Source organism: Kitasatospora sp. MAP5-34 (assembly GCF_029894335.1).
In the GTDB taxonomy this organism is placed as follows: Bacteria; Actinomycetota; Actinomycetes; order Streptomycetales; family Streptomycetaceae; genus Kitasatospora.
In genome coordinates this window covers 57,935-70,638 of the sequence record NZ_JARXZC010000040.1, presented here as the reverse complement: position 1 = coordinate 70,638, position 12,704 = coordinate 57,935, and the positions used below count along the sequence as shown (strand labels likewise).

Annotated in this window: 10 protein-coding genes; 9 read left to right on the top strand and 1 reads right to left on the bottom strand. The window is 71.2% G+C overall.

Features of this window, described 5'->3' with window-relative positions; all coding sequences use genetic code 11:
- Positions 1 to 263 precede the first annotated feature (263 nt).
- The 9 genes from P3T29_RS26745 to P3T29_RS26705 all read left to right on the top strand — a co-directional run bounded on the left by P3T29_RS26745 (position 264) and on the right by P3T29_RS26705 (position 11,703).
- The gene (locus tag P3T29_RS26745) at positions 264 to 1,685 is read left to right on the top strand and encodes a sensor histidine kinase (RefSeq protein ID WP_280719205.1); all 1,422 of its coding nucleotides are present in this window, start codon (positions 264 to 266) and stop codon (positions 1,683 to 1,685) included.
- Positions 1,637 to 2,290, top strand: coding sequence for a response regulator transcription factor (locus P3T29_RS26740; RefSeq protein WP_280719204.1), 654 nt, complete (start codon positions 1,637 to 1,639; stop codon positions 2,288 to 2,290). The genes P3T29_RS26745 and P3T29_RS26740 overlap by 49 nt, the downstream gene beginning before the upstream one ends.
- Before the next feature lie 162 nt (positions 2,291 to 2,452).
- Entirely contained in the window at positions 2,453 to 4,012 is a 1,560-nt protein-coding gene (locus P3T29_RS26735) for a DUF2637 domain-containing protein (protein ID WP_280719203.1), read from the top strand.
- 168 nt (positions 4,013 to 4,180) lie between these two features.
- A complete protein-coding gene (locus tag P3T29_RS26730) occupies positions 4,181 to 5,470 on the top strand; it encodes an aldolase/citrate lyase family protein (protein ID WP_280719202.1) in 1,290 nt (429 codons plus the stop codon).
- Positions 5,471 to 5,565: 95 nt separating this feature from the next.
- The gene (locus tag P3T29_RS26725; RefSeq protein WP_280719201.1) at positions 5,566 to 6,213 is read left to right on the top strand and encodes a YigZ family protein; all 648 of its coding nucleotides are present in this window, start codon (positions 5,566 to 5,568) and stop codon (positions 6,211 to 6,213) included.
- A 159-nt stretch (positions 6,214 to 6,372) separates the two neighbouring features.
- Positions 6,373 to 6,663, top strand: a complete 291-nt coding sequence (locus tag P3T29_RS26720) for a cupin domain-containing protein (RefSeq protein WP_280719200.1) — start codon at positions 6,373 to 6,375, stop codon at positions 6,661 to 6,663.
- A gap of 306 nt (positions 6,664 to 6,969) precedes the next feature.
- On the top strand, positions 6,970 to 8,778 hold the full coding sequence (locus P3T29_RS26715; protein ID WP_280719199.1) for a hypothetical protein: 1,809 nt from the start codon (positions 6,970 to 6,972) through the stop codon (positions 8,776 to 8,778).
- 308 nt (positions 8,779 to 9,086) lie between these two features.
- On the top strand, positions 9,087 to 10,760 hold the full coding sequence (locus P3T29_RS26710; RefSeq protein ID WP_280719198.1) for a restriction endonuclease: 1,674 nt from the start codon (positions 9,087 to 9,089) through the stop codon (positions 10,758 to 10,760).
- A 187-nt stretch (positions 10,761 to 10,947) separates the two neighbouring features.
- Positions 10,948 to 11,703 carry a ZIP family metal transporter gene (locus tag P3T29_RS26705; protein WP_280719197.1) on the top strand — a complete coding sequence of 252 codons (756 nt, stop codon included), beginning with the start codon at positions 10,948 to 10,950 and terminating at the stop codon, positions 11,701 to 11,703.
- A gap of 30 nt (positions 11,704 to 11,733) precedes the next feature.
- Here P3T29_RS26705 and P3T29_RS26700 read toward each other — a convergent pair whose 3' ends face one another.
- The gene (locus P3T29_RS26700) at positions 11,734 to 12,633 is read right to left on the bottom strand and encodes a LysR family transcriptional regulator (protein ID WP_280719196.1); all 900 of its coding nucleotides are present in this window, start codon (positions 12,631 to 12,633) and stop codon (positions 11,734 to 11,736) included.
- Positions 12,634 to 12,704 lie beyond the last annotated feature (71 nt).

Here is a 12,704-nt window from a genome sequence, read left to right as displayed (position 1 = left end):
CAGGGGGGACCCTGTGGGAGAGTAGGACGCCGCCGAACAATCATTCACAGAGAGCCCCCATCCGGGAACGGATGGGGGCTCTCTGCATTTCCGGACGGAAATTGACCCGATCTGGCGCGCGCGAATGAAGGCGACAGGTACAGGCCAGTGGGTGGTCCTAGCTCCACCCCAAGTTGGGTCCAGGGGCTACTGCTTCGAACGGCCGGCCCGGACAGACTGATGTCCGGCGAGAGCGACCGCGAGTTGAAGTAGAAGAGGTGCACATGGTGAGTCAGAGCCTGCCGGCCGCTGCCCGTTGGGCGGGGCAGTACCGAGAGCGGGCAGCGGCGGGCCTGCTGGCCCAACGACGATGCCTTCAGGTTGTGCTGCAGGCCGGGCTGGGGCCTGTTGTTCTGTTCTTCTTGGCCGTGGTGTCCGTGCTGATGCTGACGAGGCCGGGCGGAGGGCCGGCCGTTACCCTGCTTGGCCTCGGCGCCGCGATCGCCTGGCCGATTGCCTTCTTCTGGTGGAGCCGGGCCCACTCCGCCAGGTCGCGGCGGTGGGCGAGGGACTGGTTCGGGCTGGTCATCCCGGAGCGGTACCGAGTGATCCCCGCGCCGACGCAGGACGAGCGAGGGCACTGGTGGACGGGGCACTCGTACTACCGTCAGAAGCGGACGGCCGAATCGGCGCTCTTCGTGCGGGAGGTGACAGCCGACCCGGAGACCTGGCGGGATGTCAGGTGGCTGGTGGGCAACGCTGTTGCGGCGGCACTGCTGGCTCTCCCCACCCTCGGGCTGCTGGCCTTCGGCGCGGCGATGTCAGCTGCCCAACTGCTGGCGATTTACGCCCACGGTGGCATGTTCTTCGTCCAACTTCCCGTGATCTTCGGACAGTTCGTGCAGCTCCTCTTCGCACTGGGCCTCGCAGCCGGTGGGCTGGCGGTCGCACCGTACGCGCTCCGGACCTACGGGGAGTGGATGCACCGGGCGCTCGACCCCCAGGCTTCGGGCAAGCTGGAGAAGGTCCGGCTGACTCAGCGGGTGGAACACCTCACCACCACCCGCGCCGAGGCGGTCGGTAGCCAGGTCGCCGAGCTCCGGCGGATCGAGCGGGATCTTCACGATGGTGCCCAGGCCCGCCTGGTGGCGATCGGGATGACGCTGGGGACGATCGAACACCTGATGGACAGTGACCCATCGTCCGCCCGCCGGCTGTTGGCCGAGGCACGGGAGTCGTCGGCGAAGGCGCTCCAGGAGTTGCGTGATCTGGTCCGAGGTATCCACCCGCCGGTCCTGGCCGAGCGCGGGCTCGGTGACGCGGTACGGGAGCTGGCGCTGGACAGTGCGCTGAACACAGAGGTGACGGTGAGTCTGCCGGCGCGGCCGGAGGCTCCGGTGGAGTCGGCTGCGTACTTCTGCGTCAGCGAGCTGCTGGCCAATGTCGCCAAGCACTCCGGAGCACAGCTGGCCTGGGTCGACATCCTGTTCCGCGCGGGGCAGTTGCGGATCACGGTCACGGATGACGGGCGCGGCGGGGCAGTGCCCGAGCGAGGCAGTGGCCTGCGCGGTATCGAACGTAGGCTGGGTACCTTCGACGGTGTCCTCTCGCTCAGCAGCCCGCCGGGCGGCCCGACGACCATCACCATGGAGTTGCCGTGCGCGTTGTCCTCGCCGAGGACCTCTACCTCCTCCGAGAAGGCTTGATCCGTCTGCTGGAGGCGCACGGATTCACCATCGCGGCTGCGGTCGAGACCGGCCCCGAACTGTTGGAGGCCCTCCTTGAGCACCGACCCGATGTGGCTGTGGTGGATGTCCGGCTGCCACCGACGTTGACGGACGAAGGTCTGCAGGCGGCGCTGGCCGCACGTCGACAGATCCCCGGCCTGCCCGTCCTGGTGCTGTCGCAGCACGTCCAGCAGCTGTACGCGCGCGAGTTGTTGGCGGACGGGACGGGCGGAGTCGGGTATCTGTTGAAGGACAGGGTGTTCAACGCGGACCAGTTCATCGACGCGGTTCGCCGAGTGGCGGCCGGTGGTACGGCGATGGACCCGGACGTCATCGCCAAGTTGATGCAGAGCCGCGCCCGTTCGCAGCCTCTCCGGCGCCTCTCACCCCGCGAGCGGGAGGTGCTGGAGCTGATGGCCGAGGGATGTTCCAACTCGGCCATCACGACCCGACTGTCCATCAGTGACGGTGCAGTCGCCAAACATATTGCCAATATCTTCACGAAGTTGGAGCTGATCCCCGCCGATGATGCCAACCGCCGCGTTCTGGCGGTGTTGGCGCACCTCAACGGTGCTCCGGCGTAGTCCGGCAACCCCAGGCTGACGCAGTACTCAAACCGGTGTGCGAGTAATATCCGGTGGGCCGAGACGGTCGATGGTGCGGTGATCCCGCGCTTCGGCAAGGGTGGACCCGGCAGCACAACGGTCGCGTACGGCAGCAGCCGAAACCCAGGGGTTGATCAACGAATGGCACGTCCATCCCTTACCCGCGCCCACCGAGTCCTGCTCGGCCTGGTCGCAGCCGGCGCCTGCCTCATCTCAGGCATCGGTTTCGCGGGTTCCTACAACGCCGTGCGCGAGCTTGCCCTGCACAAGGGCTTCGGCACCTTCGCCTACGCCTTCCCGATCGGGGTGGACGCGGGCATCGTGGTGCTGCTCGCGCTGGACCTGGTCCTGACCTGGCTCCGGATACCCTTCCCGCTGCTGCGGCAGACCGCATGGCTCCTCACGGCCTCCACCATCGCATTCAACGCGGCGGCCTCCTGGGGCGACGCGCTCGGGATGGCGATGCACGCGGTCATCCCCGTGCTCTTCGTCGTCGTGGTCGAGGCGTCCCGGCACGCCGTCGGCCGGATCGCGGCGATCACCGCCGACCGGCACATGGAGTCGGTGCGGATGATGCGCTGGCTGCTCTCGCCGGTGCCGACATTCCGGCTCTGGCGCCGGATGAAGCTCTGGGAGCTGCGGTCGTACGACGAGACCGTGCGGCTGGAGCAGAACCGCCTCGTCTACCGGGCCCAGCTGCGCTTCCGCTACGGGCGCGGCTGGCGTCGCTCGGCTCCGTTCCAGGCCCTCCTGCCGCTGAAGCTCGCCAAGTACGGCGTGCCGCTCGACCCGACGATTCTGGACCGGATCGACGGCCCCCTGGAGACCGTGCAACTCGCTCAGTCCGTGGCCCAGCCGGTCGCGCAGCCACTCGCGCAGAGCAGCGCCCAGCCGCTGGTGCAGCCCGTCGCCCAAGCCGTCGCGCAGGTCGGCCCCGCAGTACAGGTGCAGGCGCAGGCACAGGTGCAGGCGCAGGCGCCGGTGGCTGCGGCGGTCGACGTGGCCGTGGCGGTGCCGACGCTCGCGAAGTTGGCGGCTGTCCGGCGGCGTGACGCCCAGGAGCCGGCCCACGAGGAAGAGACTGCCCCGACACCGTCGGAGCCCGAGCTGAATGTGTGGCTGGCCCGGGCCGTCCCGGCTCATTCCCCGCAGGCGCAGGCGGCCAACACGGCGCGAGTTCCCGGCCAGGCGTCCCCCTGGTTCAAGCCGCCGCGCGTCCCGAGGCCGGCTCCCGCCGAAATGGCCCCGGTCCCGACCCCGGCCCGTGCGCAGGCAGCGCCGAAGCCTGTACCGGTCGCGGCGGCGGTACAGACGCAGATCGGCCTGCGGCCGGTCCGGCTCGAACAGCTCGGACACTCTGACGATGCGTCAGTTCGTACGGTGGCCGGGCCGGACGGCAGCGACGTGATCGACGTGATCGGCGAGGGTGGCGAGGAAGGCGTGCCGGTTCGCCAGAACGGCAGGCCGGAGGTGGATCGCCGCGCGGCTGTCGAGCCGCTCGACGCGGACGTCTGCTTCGAGGCGCTGCTCGGCTACATCGACCAGTACGGTGGCCAGCCCGATGTGCAGCGTCTCGCCGAACACCTCACCAGGGACTTCGGGATGGTCGGCTCCCGCCCCGACGGCTCGGTCAACCCGGCCGAGCTGGAGAAGATCTGGCCGAAGCTGCAGGAGCGATACGCCGCCTCCGGGCGGGACTGAGTCGCCCTGAGGCGGGGCTGAGGCGGGACTGCGGTTGGGCGGACCGGGGACCCATGCCCGGGCCCTGCTGACCGGTCCGGCCCGTGGGCGGGCATTGACGCCTCCCGACCGCCGCGACTACCTTCACATCAACAATCTGTTGAATAGCTGCACCGTGGAGGAGTCCGGATGTCGCAGGTCGAGGTGGGCGGTAGCAAGTCCGAGGGCGGAGCATCGTTCTCGAGTGCCGCCCGGACCGCCGTGGACGCGCTGCTCGCGCCGGTCGACGCCGAGCTGGCCCGCCGGTACCCGGGTGAGCCGAGCACCCGGCAGCCGGTCCACACCGTCTACGTCCCGGCCGACGCCTTCGACGCCGACACCGTGCGGACCTGGGGCCGTGAAGCCCTGGCGGCCTTCGACACCCACGCGGGTACCCCGGCGGAGCTGGCCCTCGCCCTCGGTGTCCCGGTGGACGAGCTGCTCACCGACGTCCACGCCCGGGTCCGCGCCAAGCTGGAGCGTGAGCCGATCGAGGACCTGCGGATCGACTTCGAGGACGGTTACGGCCCGCGCCCGGACGCGGAGGAGGACGCCGCCGCCGTCCGTGCGGCCCGCCTGGTGTCCACCGCTGTGGCGGACGGTACCGCGCCGCCGTACATCGGCATCCGGATCAAGTGCATGGAGGCGGCGGTCCGCGACCGAGGTATCCGCACTCTCGAACTCTTCCTCTCCACCCTGGTGGCGGCGGGCGGCCTGCCCGACGGCCTGGTCCTCACGCTCCCCAAGGTGACGTATGTCGAGCAGGTCACCGCGCTGGTCCGGCTGCTGGAGGACTTCGAGCAGCGGGCCGGGCTACCGGCGAAGCGGATCGGCTTCGAGATCCAGATCGAGACCACCCAGGCGATCCTCGGCCCCGACGGCCGGGCGACCGTGGCCCGGATGATCGAGGCCGCCGACGGCCGGGCCACCGGCCTGCACTACGGCACCTTCGACTACAGCGCCTCCTGCGGCGTCAGCGCCGCGTACCAGAGCATGGACCACCCCGTCGCGGATCACGCGAAGGCCGTGATGCAGGTGGCTGCGGCCGGTACCGGAGTACGACTGTCGGACGGCTCGACCAACGTGATCCCGACCGGTTCGACCCAGCAGGTGCACGCTGCCTGGAAGCTGCACCACGACCTGGTCCGCCGCTCGCTGGCCCGCGCGTACTACCAGGGCTGGGACATGCACCCGGCGCACATGCCGACCCGGTACGTCGCCGTGTACACCTTCTACCGGGAGGGTCTGCGGGCCGCCGCCGCCCGGTTGGCCGCATACGTCGCCAAGGCCGGCGGTGACGTGATGGACGAGCCCGCGACCGCCAAGGCGCTCAGCGGTTACCTGCTGCGCGGCCTCGACTGCGGAGCGGTCGACCCGGCCGAGGTCACCGAGCTCACCGGCCTGGACCGCAAGCAGCTCGACGCCCTGGCCGGCCGCTGACGAAAGCCTCGCCGGGCGCCCGTGGGCGGCCGGTCTAAGCTGGCGGGGTCGATCAAGACCCCGCCAGCTTTTCCTGTTTGGAGAGTCACAGCGCCATGTCGGAGCCGAGCGCGAAGCCGTACCTGACCATTCGGGGCTCCGGCAGCCACGAGATCGAGATCAAGAAGTCGCGGTTCATCTGTCATCTCGCCCGGGTCGCCGACGAGGAGGAGGCGCAGGTCTTCATCGCGAGCACCCGGAAGCAGTACTGGGACGCCCGGCACAACTGCACCGCCTTCGTGGTCGGCGGTGCGAACCCGCGCGAACGTTCGAACGACGACGGCGAACCCGGTGGTACGGCGGGGGTCCCGATGCTGGAGGTGCTGCGGCGCCGTGGGCTGACCGACACCGTCGCGGTGGTCACCCGGTACTTCGGTGGTATCAAGCTGGGCGCGGGCGGGCTGGTCCGGGCGTACGGGAGCGCGGTGTCCGAGGCGGTGGACGCCGTAGGGTTGCTGGAGCGCCGGCCGGTCGCGCTGTTGGCGGTGTCCGCCGACCACACCAAGGCCGGACGGTTGGAGAATGATCTGCGGGCGGCGGGCTACGTGGTGCGAGGGCTGGCGTACGAGCCCGCCGGGGTCCGGATCGAGGTCGGGGTGCCGGAGCCGGAGGTGACGGCGTTTCACACCTGGCTGGCCGAGGCGACCGGCGGTGGCGCCGAGGCGGTGGCGGCGGGCCGCACGTACGTCGAGGTGCCCGTCTGAGTACGGGCAGGCAGGGTGCAGCGGCGAATTTTAGCCGCAAGGCCGACAGGTCGGGCAATGTTCCGGCCAGTTCACCTGAAGTATTTCGAGCGTATTCCGGTGCGCCCGGGTGGCTCGATACCCTTGGGCCGCCGTCGACCCAGGAGCCGGAAGCCCGAGATGCCCGTAGTCCAGACCATCACGCTCGCACCAGGTGCCAGCACTGGCTGGCACTACCACCCCGGACGGGTCCAGGTGATGGTCCTCTCCGGCACGCTGACCCGCACGCTGGCGGACGGATCGGTCGTGGTCAGCAGTCCCGGTGACGGCCTGGTCGAGGAGGCCGGACCGGAGCACGTGCACATCGGGCGCAACCTGGGGACCGTGCCGGTGGTGCTGGCGGCGTCGTACGACGTGCCCGAAGGCAGTCAGCTCGCCGTGGACGCCCCCGCACCGCAGTGGAGCCGTTGACTCCCAGGTCCGTCCACTCCCGAGCTCATCGACTCCGTGGTCCGCTGCGCCCGTAGTCCGCCGCAGCCGTACTCCGCTGCGCCCGTACTCGGCTGCGCCCATACTCCGTACCGCCGTACTTGCGGTTGTGCGAAGCCTGGATGACACTCGAACGAATTAACCATGCCCGGAGTTGGAACTTCCACTCCGGGCTCTTGCGTTTTCCCGTCAAGGATCCACACCCGGCAGCTGCCGGGCGGAGCCGGACGACCGACCCATCGATGGAGGAATCCAGACCCCACCGCCGCACCACGGGAGGTACCTCGCATGACTCCGGAGCACACCCCGTTCAAAGAGCAACCACACGACGCCCTGGCCAGGTTCGGCCCATCGGCGCCCTACCGGATGACGGTTGCCACCACCGGGCCGCACCAGGACGTGGTCGCCCTCGCAGATCAACTGCTGACCGCCTGGCTGAAGCAGGAGGGCTGCGAGGAGCCCCCGTCCGCCGCCCAGACCCCTGGTGCGGAGCGGCTCCGCCTCGGCGCACGCGTCCTGCTCGACCGTGACAGCGGCCCACTGGCCGAAGTCCCCTCGCAGGAGAGCCCGGCCCGGGCCGGGCATTACACCCGCCGCCGCCTCCGGACTCCGGTCCCGCACGGCACCCACCAGCTGACAGTCACGATCGCCACCGCACAGTCCGTGGCTCCCACCCTCCCCGGCACGCCATCGAGCACCTCCTCCAGCACGCCCGCCGCACCGGACGAGCGGACCTGGGTCCGTCTGGAGGCCGAACACCTCCCTGCCGGCTCCGGCGTCCGACCGTCCGGCCGGGTCCCCGTGCCCGATCTGGCCCGCACCCTGCTCGCCCTGCTCGACGCCACCGACGGGCCCGCCGTCGTTAGTCCGGTGCCCCGGCTCGTCACTCCGGCCGGGGTGGACGCGCTGATCGACGAGTTGTGCGACCCCGAGCGCCGCCTCCCGACGGTGGTGGCGAGCGTGCCGCCCGCCGCTTCGCTCGAAACCTGGCTGGCCGACCTGGCCCACCCGCTGATGCGCCACCTCACCGGGCTGGCCATGCTGTACGTGCTGGATCACGCGGCGCTGCCGCTGTTCAACGTCGCGCTGGAGTATCACAAGGTGTACGGCGGCGCCGTCCGCACCTACCTGCCCGAGGTCGACCCGGCCTCCCGTTACGACGGCACCAGGCATCCGGTGATGCCCCGTCACCGGATCGAGGAGGATGTCCGCCGGGCGGCATCCCTGATCGCCCGTGAGCCCCGCCGCGCGGCGGCTGAACTCCCGCTGCCGCCGCTGCTCGCCGCCGTCCCGGTCCTGCAGGTGCCGCCCGAGCCCAAGCGCGGCCCCGGAACCGGCCCCGGGCTTGCCGCGCAGCGGAGCCGGCCCGAGGCCACCGATCTGGCCGACCACCAGCTCCGGGCGGACGAGCTCCAGCGGGTCCGGCACAGTCTCTACCGCTCGCGCCGCCGCGAGTACCGGCTGCTGGCCGAGAACGACGAGCAGTACGCGGCGCTGCGACACGTCAGCGCTCAGGTCCGGGTGCTGACCGGCCGGCTCTGCACCGTGGCCGGCCCAGAGGCGGTGGACCGGACGCGGCTGGCGGCCGAGGCCCGGGCGGACGAGGACGGCGCGCCCGCCAACTTCGGTGAGCTGGTCGGCCGCTTCCGCGAGTTCCCGCTGCTGGAGTTCACCGGAGATCAGAAGGAGGCGCTCGCGCTGGACGGCCAGTGCTCGGGTGCCGGCTGGGCCCGGCTGGCCTGGGAGGGGCTGACGGCTCTTCAGGAGTACGCGGCTGCCGCCGTGCGCGGCGAGGCCCACGGCGACTTCAAGCAGTGGTGCGAGCACACCCCGCCCGGGTGCCACCGCTTCCCGCCGCGCAAGGCGGTCCGGGGTGAGTCCCGTACGGTCGAGAGCCACACCAAGTGGAAGCGCGAGCGGATGCTCCCGGTGCCGGAGTGCGTCGACTCCTCGCGGCGCGCGTTCATGGGCGCGCACCTGCGGATCGGCGGTGGGCGGACAGCTCCCCGGCTGCACTACCTGGACGACTGCTCCGGCAGCGGCCGGATCTACGTCGGATACATCGGGCTGCACCTGACCAACACCAGGACGAACTGACGGGCGAACCGACACCTGAACTGACACGGGAGCTGACGGACAGCCAAGCTGATCAACATACTGCCTGGTTGACGGTTGGTCCGACCATGGCCAACTAGAGAGCTTGGCTGACCCCGGCGCCGTTACGGTGGACAATGCTGGGCAGGGCCCGCTGTGTCACGGCTTCCCGAGGGGGTCACGGCCTCCCGTGGGGGAGCGCCGCCGAGCGGGCCCGCCGAGCACACCGGACGAGCATGGGGGAACGACCGCCGATGCAGTACTCACCCGAGGGCCAGCCGGACGGTACTGCCACGACTGTCACGACGGCGATGACCGCGACGACTGCCACAGTCCTCCAGCCGGGCTTTCTGGCCGCGGTCTTCCGCGACCTCGGGGCGGATGCCCCCGAGCAGCACGTCGTCCCCGAGCAGCGACTCACGGACGACGAGAGCGCGGACAGCGACAGCGACAGCGACAGGGACAGCGGCAGGGACAAGAACGAGGACACCGGTGCGGACGCCAGTGCCGCCGCCCATGGCCGGGCGGCGGCACTGACGCACCATCGGACGCTGACCGTCCAGGCCGAGCACGAGCGGCTCGCCGACCTGCTGCGGCGATCTGCGTTGCCCGTCTCCGCGATGGACTTCGAGAGCCAGCTGCGCAGCTACGAGCCCCGCCCCTACCCGGCGGGCGAGCCGGAGTCCACCGGCGGTGCCGAGCCGCGCTGGACGGACTACGCCCCGCCCCAGGCGCCCGGTGCCGACCCGGCGGAGACGCCGTCGCGGCGGCTGCTGGACTCCGGGTACCAGCGCGAGCTGGCGCAGGCGCGGCTGCGTCACCAGCGTGACCTGCGGGCGTGGCGCACCCGGCAGACCGAGGCGGCCGACTCCGGCCAGGTGGCGGCCCGGGAGGCGCACGAGCAAGCGGAGCAGGCCCGGGCCCGGGCCGTCCGTGAGTACAACGAGAGCTTGGAGGAGTGCCGCCGGGCGTACCGGCTGGCCGAGCCCGCCGCCGTCGAGTCGCTGCTCGAACGGGCTCTGGCGGCGGCGGAGGGTTCCACCCAGGACCTCCCGGCACCCTGCCGCGCGGTCTTCCGCCCGCTCACCCGCACCGCGATCCTCGACCTCGAACTGCCGCCGCTCGCCCTGGTGCCCTCGCTCGCCGGGTACCGGCTGACGACCGAGGGCGAGATCGAACCGGTGCCGCGCCCGACGGCCGACCGGGCGTCCGACTACCTCCGGCTGGCGGCCCGCCTCGCGCTGCGGGCGTTGCAGGCGGCGGATGCGGTGGACACCGACGAGATACTGACCGGCGTCGTCCTCAACGGCTGGCTGCGGCCGACCCCCGAGGACGAGCCGGTCTGCCTGCTCAGCGTGGACGCCGACCGGGACGCGCTCGGCCGCACCCGGCTGCTCCCGCCCGATCCCTCGCACCCGTCGTATGCCTCCCACGAGGCCCCCCCGCAGGTTCCGGGCGAGGGCATCTACACCGATGCCGAGCAGGACGAGGCACTGGTCCGGCTGCGCGAGCTGGCCGCCGTGGTCACCCCCGACCCGTACGCGCTCGCCGGTGTGGAGCCCAGCGGTATCGCCGGTCTCACCGTCCCCTCGGCGGCCGACCTCTCGTCGAACGAGTTCGCTCACCTGGTCAGGGAGCTGCTCACCCGGGGTGGTCTCGCCGAGTGGAGCGTACGGCTGCGCGGACCGGCCGGGCTGGTCGCCACGGGTGAGGGCGGCCCGCGCAGCGGGCTGCCGGGCCGCTGGGTGGTCTGGGCGTCCCGGGGGGCGTCACCGGTGGAGAAGGAGGAGTTGCGGACCTTGGTGGACGCCGTGCGCGAGGAGGGGGCCGACCGGGGCCTGCGGCTCACCTGTGGGCGGTTCGCGGAGGCGGCCCTCGACCTGGCGGGCAGCGCGGAGTACCAGCAGATCCACCTGGTCGACGGCGACGGCGTACGAGAACTCACCAGTACCCACCTCGGCCTGCCGCTCTCGACCGGGGACTGAGACCGACCGGCAAGACCGACCGGCAAGACCGACCGGAAAGACCGGCAAAGACCGGCAAAGACCGACCGGTCCAAGCACCTCGCCCCCGACCTGGCCACGGGTCGTCACCCCGACGGCCCAGCCCGCGCGCGGGGCTCCGCCGGGCCGCACAGGCTGGGCTCGGGTGGGTTCTGTCGGGAGGCTTTGGATGACTGCGATACTCGTCGCCGCCGGCGCCTTCCTGATGACCCTGATCGGCGGTTACGTCGCCCAGCGCACCGGGGACCGGCGGCACCTGGTCCTCGGTCTGGCGGCCGGGCTGATGCTCGGGGTGGTGGCCTTCGACCTGCTTCCCGAGGCGATCCACGCCGCGCCGGGCGAGCTGCACGGTGTACCGAAGTCGCTGCTGATGTTCGCGGCGGGGTTCCTCTCGATCCACATAGTGGAGCGCGCCGTGGCCATCCACCGAGGGCACGAGGGCGAGTACGCCGCCCACACCCATGGCCACCAGCACGGCCACGGCCGAAGACAGGGGGTCGGTCTCGTTGCGGCCGGGGCGCTGGTCGGGCACAGTCTGATGGACGGTTTCGCGATCGGCGCTGCCTTCCAGGCCGGCGGCACCGTCGGCACGGCGGTGGCGATCGCCGTCGTGGCGCACGACTTCGCGGACGGCTTCAACACCTACACCATCACCCGGATGTACGGGAACGACCGCCGCCGCGCAGTGGCCCTGCTCGGCGCGGACGCCTTGGCGCCGATCACGGGCGCCGGGATCACGCTGCTCTTCACCATCCCGGAGCACGTGCTCGGCCTGTACCTCGGCTACTTCGCCGGGTTCCTGCTGTACCTGGCGACCTCCGACATCCTCCCCGAGGCGCACAGCCCGCACCCGTCCCGCACCACACTGCTCTGCACCCTCGCGGGCGTCGGCTTCATGTGGCTGGTGATCGGCTTCACCACCTGAGGGCCACCGGAGACCACCTGTAGCCGACCCTCACCGCGCGTCCCAGTGCTTCCGGACGGCCTCCAGTGCCGCCGCTATCGCGGGCCGCCGCGAGGTCTGAGTGCGCCAGAGTGCGAACACCCGGCGGGCGGGCTCGGGCACCACGGGTCGGGCGACCACCCCCGGCGGCAGCGGTCCGCGTCCCAGCCGGGGCACCAGGCCGACCCCGAGCCCGGCCGCGATCAACGCGATCTGGGTCTCGAACTCGCCCACCTGGTACCGCACATCGGGCTCCTCCCCGACCTCCCGCATGGTCCGCACCAGCCAGTCGTGGCAGATGTTGCCGGCCGGCACGCTGATCCAGCGCTGCCCGCACATCCGCGCGACCGGTACCACGGCCAGCCGGGCCAACGGGTTCTCGGCGGGCAGCAGCAGGTCCACCGGGTCGGTGCCGAGGTCCAGCCGGGACAGGCCCTCCTGGACCGGCAGCGGTACCGTCGGCCAGTCCTGGACGATGGCCAGGTCGACCTCCCCGCGCGCCACCAGCTCGGCGGCCGGGTACGGGTCGCTCTCCAGTAGCCGTACGTCCAGTTCGGGGCAGCGCTTCCGCAGGTCGGCGAGTACTGCCGGGAGCAGCCCGCGTGCGCCGGTCGCGAAGGCCGCGACCAGCAGGCGTCCGACCGCCTGTCCGCGCTGCTCCTCCAAGGTCACCTCGGCCTGCTCGACCAGGGCCAGGACGCGTTGCGCCGTCTCGGACAGCTCACGAGCGGCGTCGGTGAGCACGACACCCCGACCCTGACGCTCCAGCAGTACCGTGCGGGTCTCCCGCTCCAGCTTGGAGATCTGCTGGGAGACCGCCGAGGGTGTGAACCCCAGCGCGGTCGCCGCCCCGCCGATCGAGCCGTGTACCGCAACAGCGCGCAGCGCCCGCAACCGCCCGAGATCCATCATGTAGCAATACTAATGTGTGCACCCCAGAATTCATCGCTGGTGCTACACGGTTCTGCTCGGCCATGCTCGAC

Excerpts from the sequence above, each read along its gene's own strand:
- P3T29_RS26745 (WP_280719205.1), top strand. The coding sequence starts at position 264 with ATGGTGAGTCAGAGCCTGCCGGCCGCTGCCCGTTGGGCGGGGCAGTAC.
- P3T29_RS26735 (WP_280719203.1), top strand. The coding sequence starts at position 2,453 with ATGGCACGTCCATCCCTTACCCGCGCCCACCGAGTCCTGCTCGGCCTG.
- P3T29_RS26730 (WP_280719202.1), top strand. The coding sequence starts at position 4,181 with ATGTCGCAGGTCGAGGTGGGCGGTAGCAAGTCCGAGGGCGGAGCATCG.
- P3T29_RS26725 (WP_280719201.1), top strand. The coding sequence starts at position 5,566 with ATGTCGGAGCCGAGCGCGAAGCCGTACCTGACCATTCGGGGCTCCGGC.
- P3T29_RS26720 (WP_280719200.1), top strand. The coding sequence starts at position 6,373 with ATGCCCGTAGTCCAGACCATCACGCTCGCACCAGGTGCCAGCACTGGC.
- P3T29_RS26715 (WP_280719199.1), top strand. The coding sequence starts at position 6,970 with ATGACTCCGGAGCACACCCCGTTCAAAGAGCAACCACACGACGCCCTG.
- P3T29_RS26710 (WP_280719198.1), top strand. The coding sequence starts at position 9,087 with ATGACCGCGACGACTGCCACAGTCCTCCAGCCGGGCTTTCTGGCCGCG.
- P3T29_RS26705 (WP_280719197.1), top strand. The coding sequence starts at position 10,948 with ATGACTGCGATACTCGTCGCCGCCGGCGCCTTCCTGATGACCCTGATC.
- P3T29_RS26700 (WP_280719196.1), bottom strand. The coding sequence starts at position 12,633 with ATGATGGATCTCGGGCGGTTGCGGGCGCTGCGCGCTGTTGCGGTACAC.